Source organism: Nocardiopsis sp. TRM 82005 (assembly GCF_056312425.1).
The window spans coordinates 404,164-422,316 of sequence record NZ_JBWDTQ010000005.1 but is presented as its reverse complement, the minus strand read 5'-3'; the positions used below and the strand labels follow the sequence as shown (position 1 = coordinate 422,316).

The following is an 18,153-nucleotide window of genomic DNA, read 5'->3' as shown; positions in this document are numbered from 1 at the left end:
GCCTGTCGCGTGGCGGGGTGTTCCCGCGTGTCCTGGTGCCCACGTCGGGTATTCGGGGCTGGCGCCGAGGCGGATGGGTGCCTTCGGAGTATTTTCTCGGAAGGTTCGACGAGCGCTGTGAACTGCGCACATGCGGTTCCCGGATCCGCTGCGCCGACCTCCCCCGGTGGGGGACTTTCCCCGCGCCGGTCCTCCCCCGCGCCGGACAACCCTTCTGAAAGGTGCCGTATCCCGCCAACCGGGGACGGGGTGGTCGGTTCGACCCCGCGAGTGCAGGAGGATATTGCCCGTATGTCTTCTCAACGATCGGAGTTCCCCCACATGGCGCGGAAGACGCCCCTCACCGTGGTCGCGCTGATGGTTTCGGGCAGCCTCCTACTCAGCGGCTGCACGGTCACCGCGGACATATCCGACTGGTGGTCAGAGACGTTCGGAGACGCGTCGGGCCCACCCGAGGTCAAGGAGGAGTTCCCCTACGTCCGCGAGGGCCGCATCTTCCAGGACACCGGCCAGGACAACGAGATGCACTTCGCCGTCACCGGCCTGGAGCGCACCGACGACTACACCGTCATGTACTACGAGGTCACCTACCCCGACGAGTTCTCCGGTCCCAACCGGAACCTGAGCATGGCCCACACCCTGGTCGACCCGCTCACCGGCCGCGTCTACCGGCAGTTCCTGGACGAGGAGGGCCGCAAGTACGGCTCCGAGAGCCCCAACCAGGACGGCCTGTACCCGGTCCATGACGGTGTCACCAACGAGTACGTACGCTACTTCCCGCGCATCCCCGACGAGGTCGAGCAGATCACCTTCGTCGGCAGCGGCCTCGGCGCCATGACCGGCATCCCCATCCAGGATGTGGAGGAGGAGCGGCCGGCCCCGGAGAACCCCAACGGACCCGACCACCTCACCCTGGACAACCCTCCCCCGAGCGGTGAGAACCTCACCTTCGCCAACCGCGGCCCGGACGAGGACGCGGTGGCCGACGAGGGATGGGTGCAGAGCTTCGTCGACTCCGAGATCGCCTCCACCACCCGTGACGGCGACCGCGAGATCATCTCCCTGCACTCCGACGTCATGTTCGAGTTCGACCGCTCGGACCTGACCGCCGAGGCCGAGGACGTGGTGCGCCGCGCGGCCACCACCCTGGCCGACAACGTCGATCCCGAAGAGCCCGTCATCACCGTCATCGGCCACACCGACGGCATCGGCGACGACTCCTACAACGACCCCCTGTCGGTCAAGCGCGCCGAGAGCGTGCGCGACCTGCTCGCCGAGGAACTGGGCACCGACTACGACCTGGAGGTCGAGGGCCGGGGCAAGCGTGAGCCGGTCGCGCGCGAGGGCGGCCCCGACGACGACGAGGCCCGGGCCCGCAACCGGCGTGTGGAGTTCTCCTACGTCTTCAACACCTCCGTGGAGACCACGGAGGAAGAGGAGTACGACGACGACGGCCTGGGCGCCGCCCAGCGCAACGTCACCTGGCCCGCGGCCTACGACGACGACCCGGGGTCCGTGGTGGCCGAGGGCGAGCTGGACGGGGTGAACCTGGAGGTCTACCCGCTGCGCCGCGACGGTGCCTACGTCATCGGCACCGTGTCGCTGACCAACACCACCGACCAGCCGACCATCCCCGACATGGGCGGCCAGGACGCCATCCAGGCCGGTGGACCGGAGCAGTTCAACAAGGGCACGCTCGGCGGCTTCCAGCTGCTGGAGCCGGAGAGCGGCCTGGTGCGGTACGTGGCGCAGATGGACTTCGGCGAGGGCCGCTACAGCAGCTTCGCCGAGGAGGTGCACATGCTTCAGCCCGACAACACCTACAACCTGGTCGCGGTGTTCCCCGCGCCGCCGGTGGACGTGGAGGAGCTGACCCTGCGTGCGGGTCCGTTCGGCGAGTTCGAGGAGATCCCGGTCGAGTACTAGGGGCAGTTCCTTTTCGCCCTTGGGCTCCGCAGCACCCCTTCAGGGCTCCGCGGAGCCCCTCCTTGCCCGGGAACGCGTGAGGGGGCCACCGACGGGTGGCCCCCTCCGCCGTTCCCGGGCGTCAGCCGCGGATCTGCTCGGCGGCCTGCATGACCACCCGCTCCAGGTCCTCGCGCGGCACCTCGTCGGAGTAGGCGATCGCCGTGACGTACAGGTCGCCGGGCAGCGACAGGTACAGGTGGCGGCTGGAGCCGTCCACGGTGCCCACGTACTCCAGGTCGCCGCCCAGGGAGTCGGAGCCGTCGGTGTGGTAGGTGTCCACGTCCACGTCGACGTCCACCTCCCAGTTCATCTCCGCCTCCGCGCCGGGCACCTGCACCACGTCCGGGTTGGCGCTCGGGTCGGCGTTCAGGGTGAACACGAGGGTGAACGAGGGCGCGCCGGGATCGGTGCTGCCGTCGCTGAACGAGCACACCACCTGCTCGGCGCCGTCGATACCCTCCACCCCGCCGGTCTCCTCGGCGAGGACGGTGCCCGGTGCCAGGTCGCCGACGACCCCGGCGGCACCGGCGGCCTCGCACGACTCGGGCAGCCCGTAGTCCGACGCGGCCTGTTCTTCCTCAGCCTCCTCCTCGGGGCTGGCACCGGCCTCGGGTTCCTCGTCCGGGGACTCCTCGCCCTCTCCCCAGGAGAGGCTGAAGTCCATGTCGAACTCGTCGAGGTCGACCACGCCGAAGCCGACGAGGACGACTCCGCCGACGACGACGGTGGCGACGGCCGTGCCCAGGCACGACAGGGGGGTGGACGGGATCAGTCGCATGGGTGGCTTTCGGGTCGGGGAGCGCCGGGCGAGGGGAGGCTCCGGCGGGGGACACAGGAAACCTAGCAAGTTCCCGGCGTTCCCATCTCGGCGGCGGCCCTCCCAGCCGGTCCGGGCGGCACCTTCGCGCGGGGTCCGGCCCCACGAGCGGGTCCCCGCCTCCGCCGAGGAGAGGGGGACCCGGCGATACGGGCCGTCACATGTTGATCATGTGACCGGCCAGGCCGTGTACGGCCTCCTTGACCGCCTCGCTGAGCGTCGGGTGGGCGTGGATGTTGCGCGCGACCTCGTGCACGGTCAGGTCCCACTGCTGGGCCAGGGTCAGCTCGGGCAGCAGCTCGGTGACGTCCGGGCCGATCAGGTGGGCGCCCAGGAACTCCCCGTACTTGCCGTCGGAGAGGATCTTGACGAAACCGCGCGTGTCCCCGAGACCGTGCGCCTTGCCGTTGGCCATGAACGGGAACTTGGCGACCTGGACGTCGAAGCCGGCCTCCCGCGCCTCCTTCTCGGTGTAGCCGAAGCTGGCGATCTGCGGCTGGCAGTAGGTGGCACGCGGGATGAACCTGTAGTCGATCTCCTGGGTCTCCGCGTCCGTGATGGTCTCGGCGGCGACGATACCCATGGCCTCGGCGGCGTGGGCCAGCATGAGCTTGGCGGTGACGTCGCCGATCGCGAAGATGTGCGGGACGTTGGTGCGGCCACGGGAGTCGATGGCGACGGCGCCCCGCTCGGTCAGCTCCACACCGGTCTTCTCCAGGCCGTAGCCCTCCACGTTGGGGGCGAAGCCGATGGCCTGGAGGAGCTTGTCGGCCTCCAGGGTCTGCTCCTCGCCTTTGCTGCTGACGGTGACCCGGACACCCTGGCCGGTGTCCTCGACCGACTCCACGCGGGTGGAGGTCATGACCTTGACGCCGAGCTTCTTGTAGGCCCGGGCCAGCTCCTTGGAGACCTCCTCGTCCTCTGTGGGCACGATGCGGTCGAGGAACTCGACGATGGTGACGTCCACGCCGTAGTTGGCCAGGACGTAGGCGAACTCCACGCCGATGGCGCCCGCACCGGCGATGACGATGCTCTCGGGCAGGGTGTCGGTGAGGATCTGCTCCTCGTAGGTGACGACCCGCTCGGACAGCTCGGTGCCGGGAAGCAGCTTGGTGGAGGACCCCGCCGCGATCACCGCGTGGTCGAAGGTGACGGTCTCGGTGCCGCCGTCCTCGCCGTTGACCTCGATCGTGTGGTCGTCGGTGAAGGTGCCGCGCCCGTCGATCTCGGTGATCTTGTTCTTCTTCATGAGGTAGTGGACGCCCTTGACGCGGCCGTCGGCCACCTCGCGGCTGCGGCTGTAGGCCTTGCCGAAGTCGAACTCGACCTTGCCGTCGACCTTGATGCCGAAGAGGTCGGCGTCATTGTGGAACAGGTGGGCGAGTTCGGCGTTGCGAAGCAGCGCCTTGGAGGGGATGCATCCCACGTTGAGGCAGACCCCGCCCCAGTACTTCTCCTCGATGACGGCGGTGTTGAGGCCGAGCTGTGCGGCGCGGACGGCGGCGACGTAGCCGCCGGGCCCCGCGCCGAGAACCACCAGGTCGAAGTGTCGCTGTCCCATGACGGGATCTCCTTGAGTGTGTTTGTGACGCACCCAGCGCAGTCGGCTTGCCCGGGTTGTCGGTTTGCCGAACGCCAGCCTAGTCGGGAGCCCGCCGCACATGGGTGACCAGCCGCTTTCTTGCCACCACTTTCCGGGGTGGCGGCTGGTGGCGGCGGATTCGCCTGGCCGGAGCCGGCCCCTGACGGCCTCGGGCACGGTCCCGCGGTGTCAGCTCCGCGCCGCCGCCTTGGCCGCGCGGCTCTTCTTGACCGCGGGAACGAAGGCCATGAGGATGATGACGCCGATGGAGACCCAGAGGGCGTACTTGTCGACCATGAGGACGATGTCGACCCCGGCCTGGCCCGACGCGTAGCCGATGGAGGCCACCGCCGAGGTGAAGAGCAGGGCCCCGGCGAGGTCCAGGGCGAGGAAGGACGACAGGCGCATCCCGGTCCAGCCCGCGACGACGTAGACGAGGGCGGAGGGGATCCCCGGCAGGTAGCTGAGGGGGACGGCGGCCCTGATGATCCAGGGGTTCATGTTCTGCGCCCCGTCGGCGAGGTGCTGGGCCTTCTCACCCGGGGCGAGAAGGTTGACGATGCCGCGGCCCCAGAGCCGGCCCACCCACCAGAACAGCCAGTCGAACTTCACCTTGCCGAAGACGCCCGCCACGATGACGAGCCACAGCGGTATCTCACCGATACGGGCGAAGGCCGCGGCCGCGCCGATCGCCGAGGTGCTGCCGGTGACGAACTCCAGGAGGACCGGGTGGTGGGCGATCAGGAAGGGCTTGAGCGGTGTCAGGGCCATGAAGAAGAGGGGGAGCCCGAAGAAGGCGGCCAGGAGGGCCTTGTCCTGCCGCGTGGCCTCGCCCTGCCAGGGCTTCACCGAGCGGAAGGCCGCCCGGGCCTCCTCCTTCCGCACCTCCTCCTTGATCCTTCGCGTCCCCTGTTCCGGGGGCTCCCCGGCCTCTTGAGGGGGGTCCTGCCCGGCCCGCGGGTCCGCGGGGTCCTCGCCCGTGCGGTCGCCACTCGCTGTCGTCATGCCACCAATTCTCACGGATCAGGCGCTTCGCCCCGTAGTCGCGTGTGTCAGCGGACCGGTGTGAGAGCCGACGGCCCCGCGGCATGACACATGTCATGGCGAGGAGAGGGGGCTTCGGTCAGAGCGAGGAACCGGGTGGCAGGGGCCGCTTCCACTTGGGAGCCCACGACCAGCTGTCCGAGACCCCCGGCGGCAGGGGCGGCAGCAGTCGCGCACCGGGCCGCCTGCCGTCGGCGGCGGACGGTGGTTCCACGGCTTCGGCGGCCTCCGCGGGCCCGGAGAGGAAGTCCACCGGTTCGGCGGCCCCCCGCTGCGGCTCGGACTCCGTCTCCGGCGCCGCGGGTCCGTCGTGGCGCTTCCGCGGTGTTCTCCACGGACCCGGCGCCGCGGGCCCGTCGTGGTACTCCTGTGGCGTTCCCCAGGGCTCCGGTGCTGTGAGTTCGTCGCGGTACTCCTGCGGTGTTCCCCAGGGTTCTGGCGCTGTGAGTTCGTCGTGGTATCCCTGCGGCACACCCCACGGCTCCGGAACGGGTGTCGGGGCACGCGACCCGTCCGGAGCGGGACCGGTTCCGGCGAAGGGGTCATCCTCCTCCACGGGGTCCGGCTCCAACGCCTTGAACGTCGACGACATCGGGCCCGAGTCCACCTCGGCGAAGTGCGCGGCCACCCCGAAGTGGCGGGGCGCCCGGTGGGTCCCGGTCTCGTCGTGCTCGATCGGAGGTGCCATCGGGTGCCGCACCTCACCGGCCGGATGGATCCGCGACCACCAGGCGGTCGCCTCACCGGGGCTCAGCTCCTCCAGCACCTTCAGCGAACCCGGGATATGCGGGTGCCTGCGCCCCGCGCGCCAGGAGTGGGCCAGCGACTGCGGCTCCAGCACCAGCACGCGTTCCCCGTTCACCACCGGGATGTCCCCGGGGTAGGCCTCGTTGCCCACCCACGTGCCGTCGCCGCCGACCAGGTCCCACTCGCCGCGCACCACGTCGGCCAGCGGGTCCACGGGAGCGTCCAGGCACGCGGCGGTCCACCGGGGGTCGGGCCGGGTGCCCGGCACCAGCCTGCCCTCCTTGCCGATGAGAGCGTCGGCGAGCAGCGTGTGCAGCTGGAAGTTGTCGCCGATCCCGTCGAAGCGCACCCGAAAACCCCGCCACGAGGCCCGCTCCAGGACCAGGGCGGTGTCCGCCTCCGCCATCCGCAGCAGCTCGTTCAGCTCGACGAACTCGCTGAGCTGGGTGGAGAGGGCGTGCACGATCTGGGTGAGTCCCTCCAGCGCGCTGGAGTCGGTGCGCACGGCCGCGCGCATCTCGGGGTCGCCCAGCATGGCCTTGGCGGCGAGCCCGTAGCGCAGCGACGTCCACCAGCCCCTCGTGGCCAGCGGCGCGTTGTCCCCGAGGACCTCCTCGACCCGTTGCTCGGCGGCCGCGGACACGTCGTTGGGCGGGGGCGGTGTCCCGCCACCGGTCTTGTCCCACGCGTGCATGAACGCCGCCGCGGCCTGACCGTAGCTGCCGAGCTGGCGCAGCACCTCCAGCCCCACCTGCCCCGCGGGCGCTCCGGACTCCACCAGGGCGCCGGCCAGGACGGCGAGATCGGCCGCGATTCCCGCGACCGGCTCGGTGTCGCCCAGAACCGGCGCCAGCGCCTCCAGGGCGGTGGCGAGTTCTTCCACGGGCACCTGGGAGGAGAGCCGGAACACGTCGTGTACGGCCGCTGGGAAGTCGGACGCCTGGCTGGCTGCGGTGTCGAGCACGCGTTGGAACGCGGTGCGGAACTCTTCGGTCACCCGTGAATCTTTCCATACCCACGCGTAGTGTCCGAGGTCTGGCTACATGCCCCCATGGCGGACATCGGCAATATCGGCATAAAACGGACACATGTGAAGCGCGCGGGAGTGAACGGGGCGGTCTGGGGCGGTCCGGAGCGGTCCGGGACGGTCCCAAGCACGAACGCGGTGGTCAGACGGGCTGGGCGAACCGGACCTCGTGCCTGTCGCGGTCGGGGGCCAGGAACTCCAGCAGCCGTAGGCCCTCCGCCTCGGCCTCGTCGCGGTCGGCGCCTCCGACCGGTGCGTAGGGGATCACCTCCACGGTCGCGGCCCTCCCGGTGCGGACCACCTTCCAAGAGCCGCGCACCTCGCCGTCGACGAGCACCGTGGCGGGCGGCATCCCGTTGCGCGAGTTGATCCGTCTCAGGTTCTCGGAGGAGATCACCCGGCTGCGGTCGGCGTGGCCGCGCAACAAGTTGTCGAAGTCGTAGAGGAAACGCACGGGCGCCGGGACGTCCGGCCCCGGGCGCGGGGCTTCGGGGAGGTCGAACAGCTCGGTGCCGTCCTCGCCGCGCAGGACCACGAGCCGCTCCCGCAGGCGGTCCACCACCGCGCGCAGCCGGGTCAGCCCCGACCACGTCTGAACGTCCTTCACGGTGGCAGGACCGAAGGCGGCCAGGTAGCGGAGCACGAGCGCCTCAGGGTCCGGATCGGCGTCCATGGGCAGCCCGGTCCAGGTGTCGGCGGGGGCGAGCCTGGGCTGCCCGGAGGCGCCCCACACCCCGCGCGGGGGCACGTGGACGACGGGGAGCAGGGCGCGGACCACGTAGGAGAGGTCTCCCGTGGGGTGGTCCGGCCACCGCTTGGCCAGGTGGGCGCCCAACTCGGCGGGGGTGAGCGGCCCCTGCTCCAGGACGGCGCGGCCGGCGTCCACGACGGCGTCCAGGTCGGCTCCGGCGGTGGCCTTTGCGTGGCTGCTGCGCGCCAGGTCGTTGGCCATGACGGTCCGCAGGGTGGGGCGCAGCGAACGGAGGTCCTCGGGGGTGACCAGGTGGAGGGTGCCGCGCATCAGCGTGGCCCGGACGAGCTCGCCGTCGGTGAGCTGGGCCCCGACCGCGTGGGGGTCGAGCCCCTCGATCCTGCTCTGGAGGCCGACGTACCAGGTGTGCGTGGTCTGTGCCTGGAGGCCGGCCAGGTGGGTGACGACCTCGGTGACCGGGCGGTCCACCCGCCGCAGGAGGAACTGGCGGGTGAGGGTGGCGCGGTTCAGCGCGCGCCGGGAGAGGACGGTGTCGGCGGCGGTCATCGCTCGGTTCCTCCCGGAGGCGTCGGTCAGTGGGGGGCACACTACCGACGGGGGCCGACAGGGCGAGGCGGGCCAGGGCGGGCCGGAGCGGAGGTGGAAGGGGGCGTCCTTCGGGCTTCGGCGGCCTCGACGCGGAGGCGGACCACGTGGTCACGGGGCCGGTTGCGTCATCCCCGACGCGGTGGTCTGGTGGGTGGGGCGGGCCATACGACTGCGGGTCGGTGGCTCTGGAGGGGTCCCCGCATGGGGGCCGGTTCGTTGGTCGACACTACAATCCGCAACGGACATAACGACGTATACCGGAGGAGTGCCCATGTCGTGGTCCGAGCAGTCGCGAGTCCAGTTGGAGACCGAGCATGTGCTGATCACTCCACTGGTGGAGACGGACCGCGAGGGGTGGCGGGAACAGGCCATGGACCCGGACATCTGGACGCATTTCGTGACCCGGGTGGATGACGAGGCGAGCTTCGTCCGGTTCTTCTACTCCTACCTGTCCGCCAGTGACAGCGGGAAACGTACGACGTTCACCATCACCGACAAGGCGAGCGGGCGTGTCGCGGGCAGCACGAGCTACGGGAACATGTCCGAGGAGGACCAGCGCCTGGAGATCGGCAGCTCCTGGTTGGGACGCGAGTTCCGCGGGCGCGGGATCAACCACTGGTCGAAGTACCTGCTGATGCGGCACGCCTTCGAGGAGATGGGCGCCGAACGGGTCGAGTTCAAGACCGACGTGCTCAACGAGCGCGCCCGCCGGGGCCTGCGCGCCATCGGTGCCACGGAGGAGGGCGTGCTGCGCAGCTACAACCCCATGCCTGACGGGCACCGCCGCGACGCGGTGTACTACTCGGTGCTCAAAGCCGAGTGGCCGGGCGTGCGCGAGCTCCTGGAGGAGGGCCCGAGCTTCCGGTGAGGCCGGTGCCGTCCGGAAGCGTCGCGGGCGGTGGCGCGCGGGGCCTCCTCCCCGTGGCCCCGCTCCCGGTGTCACTGTCGGCGCCCCGCAGCGGCACCAAGAGCAGGATCGTCCCGGGTGGGCGCGTCCCGGCCGGGCCGGTCCAGCTCGAACCACACCGTCGTCCGGCCGTCCTCGTGCAGGGTTCCCCACCTGCTGGCCTGTACCGCCACCAACCGCAGCCCCCGGCCGCCCTCACCGGAGGTGTCCAGGGGGCGCAGGTGCGGTGTGGCCGCCTCGGGCGTGAGCGGTCCCTGGTCGGTGACCCTCACCTGCGTCCGCCCCCGGAGCCGGTGCAGCGTGACGGCCACCTCCCCGCCCTCGCAGCCGCTGCGCGAGTGGATGACCGCGTTGTTGAACAGTTCGCTGACCAGGTCCTGGAGCAGCTCGGTCGACCGGGGCGGCAGCGAGGCGGCCGAGGCGATCCGGCGCCGGAGCACGGAGGCCTGCTCGGCCACCCCGGCGAGGGTCAGGGAGTGGCCGATGCCGTCCGGCGCCCGTTCCACCAGGATCGCCGCGCGGTCGCGGGGGTCGGTCGTGCGGCGGGGCAACCGGGTGGCCCGGCCCTCCTTCGCCGAACCCTCCTGCGGGGCATTCCCACGCTGTCCCATACGGATCACTGATCCCATCCGACCCCCCGTTTCCAGCCCGTCCGCCATGGGGCGGAGAGGGCGTCTCGCTGGCCTCGGACACGCTCTGAACAGCGCGGGCGCTGTGCCGGGCGGCCGCTGTGCCGCTGACGCGTGTCCATGGACAACACCATGGACGCTTACGGGCCGGAACTCCAGGAAAACAACCGGGCTGGTGAGGAAACGGTGAATCGATTGTTTCTGGCCGACCGTTCGCGGGAGAGCGGTCGGACTGGTTTTCCTCCGGTTGATCGGATGGATGCGTGGGACGACGCGGAAGGCCGAAATGGCGCAAGCTGGGTGCCGAGCTGAGGGCACTGCGGAAGCGGACCCGGACGACCCGATCCGAGCTGGCGCCGTACGCGAGAGTCGTTCCCGCCCAGGTCTCGGCATGGGAGAACGGCAAGCGCGGCATGACCGAAATCCAGGCCCGCCAAATCGACCAGGCACTCAACGCCAACGGCCGCCTCGCACGCGCGTATGAGAAGGTCAACGCGCCTGATTCGCTGCCGATCTGGTACGAACATGCGCCGGAGATTGAACAACGGGTTTCGGAGCTGCGGGAGTACCAGTGCCAGCTCGTCCCCGGCCTGGTCCAGACCGCCGAGTACGCCAGGGCGACCATCCGGGACGGAGCTCCGTGGGCCTCGGGGGACGAGGTCGATCAGATGGTCACGTCGCGGATGCGGCGCCGGGAGATCCTGGAGAAGACGCGCCCTCAGCCGAGTACTCGGGTGGTGAGGTGCTGATGGAGGGGTGCAGGGGTGGATGGCCGTCTTCGGCCTCCTGCAAGCCGAGGCGCTGCCGATGGAGGCCAGCGTGGAACTGGTCGGGAAGGCCAGGAAGAGCATTGACGGACAGACACGATCACGACGGGCGTCTGTGGCACACGAGCAGCCACAGCGTGGCGGGGGCCGCTGCGTCGAGGTGGCGGAGGGGAGCGCGTGTTGGCGCGCGACACCCAGAAACGCGGCCTCGGGCACGTGGAGTACTCCGCCGACGCCTGGGCGTCCTTTCTCCGGGGCGTGAGGCTCACACGCTTCTAGGCTTCTCAATCCCGTAACGGCTGGCCAGGTTTATGGCCAGCCGTTTTCTGCTGCCCGAAAGTTTTCGGGAATCCCCATCAATTCGGGCAAATACTAACCAACGGCCTTGGGGTGTACGGATTGAGCGCAGCCTTCTCGGTCTGTCGTGACATCTTTTTTGGAAACATCTGATATTACTTCTCGGTATTGCCATCTCCGCTCGTCCGCACCCCTGATGTTCTTCCCGAACACACAACTGAACCCACGAAATGACCCCGCGGCGTTAGCAACCGCTCGGGGCCGTGGCTAGCAAATTGACCACCTTTACACACAAGGACTTGCCGGCATGCGCCAGTTTAGCGCTGCCCTCCTCCGCCGTGCCCTCGGCCCGGTGACCGCCTTCCTCCCCGCCCCGTGCGGGCGCCACTCGACCTTCGGCCGACGCCGCCGCTCCACCCGCGTCCAGGCACGTGCCAGGGCGCTGGTCCGGGAGTGGGCGGCCACGTCCGCCCCGGCCGGCGACCTGCTCTCCGGCCCCTCCGAGTGGGACGAACTCGCCGGACTCACCCGGACCTGGCTCGGCCAGCAGCGCCAGGGAGCGCCCGCATGAGCCCCGCGGACAGGTTCCGGTGGCAGAGCGACCTCGCCCGCGAGTACGTCGGCATGGGCCGCGAGGAGGGCCCGTCCCACAGCGTGATCGCTGTCCTGGCCGCACGCGGGTCCACCGTTTCCGACGAGGTCCGCCAGCACGTCGAGTCCCGCACCGGCCTGGAACCCTGAAGGCATGGGTGCCCAGGGCCGTCACCGTCGAGCGCGTCGAGGACCTCCTCGGCTGACGCCCTCCGGGGCTGAGCGGCGGGGAGGTCACTGGCCGGGCCGGTCATCACGTCCGCTGAGCGGCGAGCCGGGTGAGGGCGCCGAGTTCGGCGGCGGCGTCGAGGAGGGCCAGGGAGCGGGCCGTGATGCCCGCGTCCCGGGCCGCCAGCGCGGCCTCGACCTCCTCCGACCGGCGCCCGCGCGGCAGATCGGGCATCAGGACCCGGAGGGTGTCGACGCGGTACCCGGCTCTGCGCAGCTGGTGGACGATCCGGGCGTCCCGCACCTGGACCGGCGAGTACCGCCGCGGCCCCCGTGTGCGGACACGGTCGGGAACGACAAGCCCCTCGGAGTCCCAGTGCCGCAGCGTCGAGGGACGCACCCCGAGTGCGGCGGCGAGTTCGGACACACTCATCGAGTCCGACGGGCGGACCTCGTCTATCGGCTCGGCGGAGACGGCCTCGACGGCTTCCCCGGCGAGCCTGAGGTCCCCGCGTTCCCGGTCGAGCCGGGCGTGTGCCGCGTCGAGGAGGGCGAGCAGCTCCGGGACCGGGCGCCCGTGCGCGACGCGCATGATCCCCTTGGCCCGGACCGGGTCCGTGCCGGCCGCCAGGGCCCGGTAGGCCAGCACGGAACGCAGGTGGACCTCCCGGTAGACCCGGTAGCCCGAGGCCGTGCGTGTCACCGGCGGCAGCACGCCGTCGCGTTCGAGGTTGCGTACCTGCTGGACGGAGTATCCGGCGCGTCGCGCGACGTCGGCCGTACGCATGGCCCGCGAGTTGAGGGTTGACACCCCGAAGGCCCCCTGTCTCCAGCTGTCTCCGTTCCAAAGCCTCCACAAGCACCTTAATGAAACGCTGGAGCACATGACCGAGGACGAGATCATCAGATTCGTGGACGGCCTCGACGGCGTCCTGACCTTCAGTCCCGAACCCGGCGACGGCACACCGGAGATCAGCTGGGGCGACACCTTCTTCTACTACGCGCCCGACGGCGTCATGCCGGAGGCGACCCAGCCCTTCGCGACGATCGTGACCAAGGACTACCCGGGTGACGAGGGGTCACGGCTGGACCGCCCGGACACGTTCCGCGTCAACATCGCCGCGGGGAAGGAGTCCTTCGTCCACTGGACCGGCCGTGAACCGCGCGAGCCGGGGGACGGCACCGACCCCGGTGCCGCCGACACCGTGATCGCGCACCCCGTCTACGGCTCCCTCGGCTGGCTCGCGGTGGTCGATCCGGGCCGGCGGACCGGCACGGTGGTCCGCGAGCTGCTCGGCAGGGCGCACCGGCTCGCACGCTCGCGCCACGAGCGACGCGCCGGGCCGGCGCCGGGCTGACGGGGACGCCCGCCGAGCCCCGGAAGGCCGGACCGGCCGTTGTTACCATGGCGCATGGCCAGCGAACCCCCCGCGGTGGCACGGAACCGCCGCGAGCAGCTACGCGACTTCCTGCGCACACGCCGGGCGCGACTCGCGCCCGGCGACGTCGGCATGGCCGCGGGGGGAAGGCGCCGGACACCGGGCCTGCGGCGCGAGGAGGTCGCCGTGCTGGCCGGGGTCGGCGTCTCCTGGTACACCTGGCTCGAACAGGGACGCGACATCAACGTCTCGGTCGAGGTGCTCGACGCGATCAGCGGGGCACTGCGCCTGACCGAACCCGAACGCGCGCACCTGTACGTGCTGGCCGGCCTCAACCCGCCACGGCCCGGCGGGACGCGGGGCACCTCGGTCACCCCGGAGCTGCGGCACCTGATCGACGCGTGGGCGCCGCGGCCCGCGATGCTGCGGGACCGGTACTGGAACCTGCTCGCGGTCAACGACGCGGCGCGGACGGTGTTCGGTTACGGCGACACCGACCACAACTGCCTCATCACGTTCTTCACCAACGCCCGGTACCGCGACATGCACGTCCACTGGGCGTCGGTCGCGCCGGAGGTCGTCGCCGCCTTCCGCGCCGACGCGGCACACTTCCCCGACGACCCGGAGTTCGGCCGGGTGGTCGGGGACCTCAGCGCCGTGAGCCCCGAGTTCGCCGGACTGTGGGCACGCCACGACGTGGGTGACCACGTCCAAGCGGTGAAGGCGGTGCGCCACCCCGAGGCCGGTGACCTGGTCTTCGACAAGACGACCCTGACGGTGGCCGACCGCCCGGACTGGCACCTGGAACTGTACAACCCGCGTCCCGGCACCGGGACCGGGGACCGGCTCGAACGGCTGACGCGCGCCCGGCTCGGCGCTCCGGCCTGACCGCCCGCCGAACCTGGTGGTGCCACTCCCCGGATAAGCGCGCCCTGTTCGTGCCGTGCGCCGGCTGGAACGTTGGCCCCATGACACACAGCACTTCCCGATTCGACGGCAGGACCGCACTCATCACCGGCGGCACGAGCGGCATGGGACTGGCCACCGCGCGAAGGCTGCTCTCCGAGGGCGCGCGGGTGGTCATCACCGGGCGCGACAAGAACCGGCTGGACGCCGCGGTCGAGGATCTGGACGGCGGGGACCGCGTCCTCGCGCTGCGCGGCGACGCGGCGAGCCTCGCCGACCTCGACGCGCTGGCGGACCGGATCCGGGACCGGTACGGGCGGCTGGACGTGGTCTTCGCCAACGCGGGCGTCGCCTCGTTCCAGCCGAGCGGCGACGTCACCGAGGCCGAGTTCGACCGCCTCGTGGACATCAACTTCAAGGGGGTGTTCTTCACCGTCCAGAAGACCCTTCCGCTGCTGTCCGACCACGCGGCGATCGTGATCAACGCGTCGTGGACGCTGCACCGGGGCATGTCCGGCGCCACCCTCTACTCGGCGACCAAGGCGGCGGTGCACAACCTGGCGCACACCCTCGCGGCGGAACTGGGGCCCCGGAGGATCCGGGTCAACTCGGTGAGCCCCGGCTACATCGAGACAGCGATGTTCCACTCCGCCGTCCCCGAGGAGGAGAAGGGCGCCGTCGCCGACGGCGTGGTGGCGGGCCGCCTCGGTACCGCCGACGACGTCGCGGGCGCGGTCGCCTTCCTCGCCTCCGACGAGGCGGCCTACGTCAACGGACAGGACCTGGTCATCGACGGCGGCCTGGTCGCCGCCATCCCCGGGGCGGCGGGGTAGGCCGTGGTGGTGCGCTCGCGCACCGGGTCCTCCTGGCTCCGGGCCCAGCGCACGAAACGGCCCTCAGCGGGTTACCGCCCGTTGAGGGCCGTCGACGTGCGCCAGGAGTCCGCGCGGTCCGGCCGGGGATTTCGACGTGCGGCCGATAAGGGGGTAAGGTCACGGACAGGTAACATCTTTCGGTGCCGTTGGTCGGTGCCGGATGTGGTCCCTTCGGAGAAGCCGCAGGCCCCAGGCGGTCTCCGGGCCCTCTCCCCCGGAACCGGAAGGGGTGATGGCGCGCCGGAGGTTCCCGGGTGGCCCGATCCGCGGGGGCGGTCGGGAGACCCGGGAACCTCGACGGGTGGGACGCCGCCCCGTCCGGCGGGCGCCCGGCCGGGTCCGCTGGAAGCCCGGCAGCGGTACTAGAGGCGGTCGAGCAGCTGGGCGCAGCGGATCAGGCCCAGGTGCGAGTACGCCTGCGGGTGGTTGCCCAGCGCCCGCTCGGTGTCGGGGTCGAACTCCTCCGGGATGAGTCCGGTCGGTCCGGCACAGTCCACCAGGTGCTTGAACAGCTCCTCGGCCTCCGCGCGGCGGCCGGTCAGCAGGTACGCCTCGATCAGCCATGTGGTGCACAGGTGGAAGCCGCCCTCACCACCGGGCAGGCCGTCGTCGCGGTGGTAGCGGTAGACCGTCGGGCCGCTGCGCAGCTCCGCCTCAATGGCCGTCACAGTGGCCTGGAAGCGCTCGTCGGCCGGGTCGATCAGCCCGGACAGGCCGATGTGCAGCGATGCCGCGTCCAGGTCGATGCCGTCGTAGGCGGTCGTGAAGGCCTGCGCCTCCTCGTTCCAGCCCTTCTCCAGCACCTCGGCGGCGATGTCGTCACGCAGGCCCGGCCAGGACGGGTCCACCCGGCGGCCGTACCGATCGGCCAGGGAGACGGCCCGGTCCAGGGTCACCCAGCACATCACCTTGGAGTAGACGCGCTGGCGGGGCTCGTCTCGCTCCTCCCAGATGCCGTGGTCGGGCTCGTGCCAGCGGCGGGCGACCGCCTCGGCCATCGACCGGACCAGGTCCCAGTCGCGGTCGGCCAGAGTGCCCCGCACCGACGACAGCTTCTCGATCAGCTCCACGACGGGACCGAACACGTCCAGCTGCACCTGGTGGTCGGCCAGGTTGCCGATCCGGACCGGGCGCGAGCCCGCGTACCCCGACAGAGAGTCCAGGACCTCCTCCGGACCCAGGTCGGTGCCCCGCAGCGAGTACAGCGGGCGCAGCAGCTCCGGGCCTGACAGCGAGTCCACGACCCGGTGCACCCAGTCCAGGAACTCCTCGGCCTCGGCGGTCGAACCCAGGGAGACCAGCGACTGCACGGTCAGGGAACCGTCGCGCAGCCAGCAGTACCGGTAGTCCCAGTTGCGGACGCCACCGATCTCCTCGGGCAGCGACGTGGTCGCGGCGGCCATCACGCCGCCGGACGGGGTACACAGCCCGCGCAGGGTGAGCGCGGAGCGCGCCGCCAGCTGCTGGGCGGTCTCGGGCAGGGCGAGGCCGTCGAGCCAGGACGACCAGTGCTCGTCGGCCATCCGCTGGCGCTCGGGCTCGGGCAGCGTGCCGGACACGAGGGAGTCGGTGCCGCAGCGCAGCTCCAGCACCACCGGACGCTCCGAGGAGGGGTGGACGACCGCGCGGGCGACTTCGGCGACGCCGTCGTGGTCGATCTCCCAGTCCACGCCGGGCGAGTACAGCGCCATCGGGAAGTCGGCGCCCTCCACGAGCAGGCCGTCCTCCCGGCGGGTGATACGCACGGGCGTGCGGCCGAATTCGGGACGGGGCGCGAACTCGACGGTGGCCGGGGTGACGCCGCTGATCACCCGGACGAGGTCGGTGCGGCCCCGCGGGTTGCCGTGGGCGAGGTAGTCGGTGACGTCCATGCGCGACCAGCGGGTGCGCACGGTCATGGTGCCAGGCAGGTAGCGCTGGCCCAGCGGCAGGCCGCCGTGGGCGGGGGCGACGGCGAAGACGCCCGCCTGGCGGCCGCCCAGGACCTCGGCGAACACGGCACCCGAGTCGGGCTCGGGGTGGCAGAACCAGAGCAGGCGCGCGTCCGGGCCGATGAGGGCGACCGAGCTCTGGTTGGAGAGCATCGACATGCGCTCGATGGGCGTGGGGCGCTCGCCGAACACCCAGGAGTGGCGCTCGGTGGACAGCGTGGACAGCAGCGCCGCGGCGGTCGGGGTGTCGGGCACGCGGTGGGAGGCCGCTGTGGGCTCCTCACCGACCCGCACGCCCGCGTCGGCGCCGGTCAGCCGCATGAAGACGGGCTCCTCGCCGTCGCCGCCACCGATGTAGAGGATGGCGTTCGCCCCGACCTGGTCGCGGAGCAGTTCGAGGGCCGCGGCCTTGTCGGAGGGCAGGGCGTCGGAGCCCGTCATCGCGTGCCCGGGGCCGATGGTCAGGTCGGTGTCGAACTCGGTCCCGTGGGCACCCACCAGACGCACCTCGGCGGGCAGGCGCGAGAGCACGGCGAGGTCGCGCAGGGGCCGGGCGGAGATGACCGCGCACACGGTCCCGGGCAGGTCGGCCAGGTCGCGCAGCGCGCGCAGGGCCTCGGGCAGCGGTCGCCCGTGCGCGGGGTCGATCGGAGCGAGGGCACCGTCGTAGTCGCAGGCGACCAGCAGACGCGAGGTCCTGGCCAGAGCGGAGACACGCTGTCGGACGTCCACGGACATGACCGCGGGGACGGTGTTCTCCGGGAATCCCGGAACCGCCTCGACCGCCTGGGTGAGCGTCACGTTGCCTCCTCCGTTGGTCCACAGTGACCTGGGGAAATGGGTGATCTGTATGATTCCGCGCGCATGGTGCTGGTTCACACTGATACGGGTGTGGGAAGGATGGGCCCAGGGCTTGTGGCGCGGGCGCGGGACTTCAAGGACGTGGGGGAGTCCCCCGGGAACTTGTCACGTGTACGCGGATAAAAAGGTCCTGCCGAACGCAAAGGTTCAGTCCGCAAGAAGTCAACGCGAGACTACCCCCGCCCAACCCGTACCTGCGACACCAGATTCCGGTGATGGGGGTCACGAATCGGCTGCGAAAGGGCGAGGCGGCCGCGTCGACTGATCCGCGCGGTCCCGCGATCACCCACCGTCGCGGAGGTTCCGCCGCGGAGCATACCCGCGATGGTCCCGCTCCCAGTGACGCTCCCAGCGCCC

16 protein-coding genes are annotated in these 18,153 nt (G+C 71.1%); 8 read left to right on the top strand and 8 right to left on the bottom strand.

All coding sequences use genetic code 11. From position 1 onward, the window contains the following. The first annotated feature begins 321 nt into the window (after window positions 1–321). On the top strand, window positions 322–1,926 hold the full coding sequence (locus AC0T5L_RS04400) for an OmpA family protein (RefSeq protein WP_476164101.1): 1,605 nt from the start codon (window positions 322–324) through the stop codon (window positions 1,924–1,926). 121 nt (window positions 1,927–2,047) lie between these two features. On the opposite strand, the gene AC0T5L_RS04395 is transcribed toward AC0T5L_RS04400, so the two are convergent. The 5 genes from AC0T5L_RS04395 to AC0T5L_RS04375 form a co-directional block, all read right to left on the bottom strand. Continuing rightward, on the bottom strand, window positions 2,048–2,746 hold the full coding sequence (locus tag AC0T5L_RS04395; RefSeq protein ID WP_476164036.1) for a hypothetical protein: 699 nt from the start codon (window positions 2,744–2,746) through the stop codon (window positions 2,048–2,050). 196 nt (window positions 2,747–2,942) lie between these two features. Then, complete coding sequence (gene lpdA / locus AC0T5L_RS04390) at window positions 2,943–4,346, bottom strand: dihydrolipoyl dehydrogenase (RefSeq protein WP_476164035.1); 1,404 nt, start codon at window positions 4,344–4,346, stop codon at window positions 2,943–2,945. A 210-nt stretch (window positions 4,347–4,556) separates the two neighbouring features. Further along, window positions 4,557–5,372, bottom strand: coding sequence for a DedA family protein (locus AC0T5L_RS04385; RefSeq protein ID WP_476164034.1), 816 nt, complete (start codon window positions 5,370–5,372; stop codon window positions 4,557–4,559). 118 nt (window positions 5,373–5,490) lie between these two features. After that, complete coding sequence (locus AC0T5L_RS04380) at window positions 5,491–7,155, bottom strand: hypothetical protein (RefSeq protein WP_476164033.1); 1,665 nt, start codon at window positions 7,153–7,155, stop codon at window positions 5,491–5,493. 172 nt (window positions 7,156–7,327) lie between these two features. Beyond that, window positions 7,328–8,443 carry a winged helix DNA-binding domain-containing protein gene (locus AC0T5L_RS04375; RefSeq protein WP_476164032.1) on the bottom strand — a complete coding sequence of 372 codons (1,116 nt, stop codon included), beginning with the start codon at window positions 8,441–8,443 and terminating at the stop codon, window positions 7,328–7,330. Between the two features lie 313 nt (window positions 8,444–8,756). Between AC0T5L_RS04375 and AC0T5L_RS04370 the strand changes: the two genes are divergently transcribed. Then, complete coding sequence (locus AC0T5L_RS04370; RefSeq protein WP_476164031.1) at window positions 8,757–9,353, top strand: GNAT family N-acetyltransferase; 597 nt, start codon at window positions 8,757–8,759, stop codon at window positions 9,351–9,353. A gap of 71 nt (window positions 9,354–9,424) precedes the next feature. Here AC0T5L_RS04370 and AC0T5L_RS04365 read toward each other — a convergent pair whose 3' ends face one another. Beyond that, complete coding sequence (locus AC0T5L_RS04365; RefSeq protein ID WP_476164030.1) at window positions 9,425–10,021, bottom strand: ATP-binding protein; 597 nt, start codon at window positions 10,019–10,021, stop codon at window positions 9,425–9,427. 263 nt (window positions 10,022–10,284) lie between these two features. On the opposite strand from AC0T5L_RS04365, the gene AC0T5L_RS04360 reads away from it, so the two are divergent. From AC0T5L_RS04360 to AC0T5L_RS04350, 3 genes are all read left to right on the top strand, one after another. Continuing rightward, window positions 10,285–10,770 (top strand): Scr1 family TA system antitoxin-like transcriptional regulator, encoded by a 486-nt coding sequence (locus AC0T5L_RS04360; protein ID WP_476164029.1) that lies wholly within the window; start codon window positions 10,285–10,287, stop codon window positions 10,768–10,770. A gap of 622 nt (window positions 10,771–11,392) precedes the next feature. Continuing rightward, window positions 11,393–11,656 (top strand): hypothetical protein, encoded by a 264-nt coding sequence (locus AC0T5L_RS04355; protein WP_476164028.1) that lies wholly within the window; start codon window positions 11,393–11,395, stop codon window positions 11,654–11,656. Then, window positions 11,653–11,826: a hypothetical protein gene (locus AC0T5L_RS04350; RefSeq protein WP_476164027.1), complete on the top strand. Its 174-nt coding sequence runs from the start codon at window positions 11,653–11,655 to the stop codon at window positions 11,824–11,826. Before AC0T5L_RS04355 ends, AC0T5L_RS04350 begins: the two co-directional genes overlap by 4 nt. A gap of 103 nt (window positions 11,827–11,929) precedes the next feature. Here the strand turns inward: AC0T5L_RS04350 and AC0T5L_RS04345 are convergent, their stop codons facing one another. Next, window positions 11,930–12,631, bottom strand: a complete 702-nt coding sequence (locus AC0T5L_RS04345; protein ID WP_476164026.1) for a MerR family transcriptional regulator — start codon at window positions 12,629–12,631, stop codon at window positions 11,930–11,932. 97 nt (window positions 12,632–12,728) lie between these two features. On the opposite strand from AC0T5L_RS04345, the gene AC0T5L_RS04340 reads away from it, so the two are divergent. From AC0T5L_RS04340 to AC0T5L_RS04330, 3 genes are all read left to right on the top strand, one after another. Continuing rightward, window positions 12,729–13,202 (top strand): DUF6194 family protein, encoded by a 474-nt coding sequence (locus AC0T5L_RS04340; RefSeq protein ID WP_476164025.1) that lies wholly within the window; start codon window positions 12,729–12,731, stop codon window positions 13,200–13,202. Window positions 13,203–13,256: 54 nt separating this feature from the next. Further along, window positions 13,257–14,111, top strand: a complete 855-nt coding sequence (locus AC0T5L_RS04335; RefSeq protein WP_476164024.1) for a helix-turn-helix transcriptional regulator — start codon at window positions 13,257–13,259, stop codon at window positions 14,109–14,111. 80 nt (window positions 14,112–14,191) lie between these two features. Further along, a complete protein-coding gene (locus tag AC0T5L_RS04330) occupies window positions 14,192–14,962 on the top strand; it encodes a glucose 1-dehydrogenase (RefSeq protein ID WP_476164023.1) in 771 nt (256 codons plus the stop codon). 404 nt (window positions 14,963–15,366) lie between these two features. Here AC0T5L_RS04330 and AC0T5L_RS04325 read toward each other — a convergent pair whose 3' ends face one another. Then, window positions 15,367–17,736 carry a trehalase-like domain-containing protein gene (locus AC0T5L_RS04325; RefSeq protein WP_476164022.1) on the bottom strand — a complete coding sequence of 790 codons (2,370 nt, stop codon included), beginning with the start codon at window positions 17,734–17,736 and terminating at the stop codon, window positions 15,367–15,369. Window positions 17,737–18,153: the final 417 nt, after the last annotated feature.

Bases quoted from the DNA above. Each gene is read 5' to 3' on its own strand.
- AC0T5L_RS04400 (WP_476164101.1), top strand. From the start codon at position 322: ATGGCGCGGAAGACGCCCCTCACCGTGGTCGCGCTGATGGTTTCGGGC.
- AC0T5L_RS04395 (WP_476164036.1), bottom strand. From the start codon at position 2,746: ATGCGACTGATCCCGTCCACCCCCCTGTCGTGCCTGGGCACGGCCGTC.
- lpdA (WP_476164035.1), bottom strand. From the start codon at position 4,346: ATGGGACAGCGACACTTCGACCTGGTGGTTCTCGGCGCGGGGCCCGGC.
- AC0T5L_RS04385 (WP_476164034.1), bottom strand. From the start codon at position 5,372: ATGACGACAGCGAGTGGCGACCGCACGGGCGAGGACCCCGCGGACCCG.
- AC0T5L_RS04375 (WP_476164032.1), bottom strand. From the start codon at position 8,443: ATGACCGCCGCCGACACCGTCCTCTCCCGGCGCGCGCTGAACCGCGCC.
- AC0T5L_RS04370 (WP_476164031.1), top strand. From the start codon at position 8,757: ATGTCGTGGTCCGAGCAGTCGCGAGTCCAGTTGGAGACCGAGCATGTG.
- AC0T5L_RS04365 (WP_476164030.1), bottom strand. From the start codon at position 10,021: ATGGGATCAGTGATCCGTATGGGACAGCGTGGGAATGCCCCGCAGGAG.
- AC0T5L_RS04355 (WP_476164028.1), top strand. From the start codon at position 11,393: ATGCGCCAGTTTAGCGCTGCCCTCCTCCGCCGTGCCCTCGGCCCGGTG.
- AC0T5L_RS04350 (WP_476164027.1), top strand. From the start codon at position 11,653: ATGAGCCCCGCGGACAGGTTCCGGTGGCAGAGCGACCTCGCCCGCGAG.
- AC0T5L_RS04345 (WP_476164026.1), bottom strand. From the start codon at position 12,631: ATGCGTACGGCCGACGTCGCGCGACGCGCCGGATACTCCGTCCAGCAG.
- AC0T5L_RS04340 (WP_476164025.1), top strand. From the start codon at position 12,729: ATGACCGAGGACGAGATCATCAGATTCGTGGACGGCCTCGACGGCGTC.
- AC0T5L_RS04335 (WP_476164024.1), top strand. From the start codon at position 13,257: ATGGCCAGCGAACCCCCCGCGGTGGCACGGAACCGCCGCGAGCAGCTA.
- AC0T5L_RS04330 (WP_476164023.1), top strand. From the start codon at position 14,192: ATGACACACAGCACTTCCCGATTCGACGGCAGGACCGCACTCATCACC.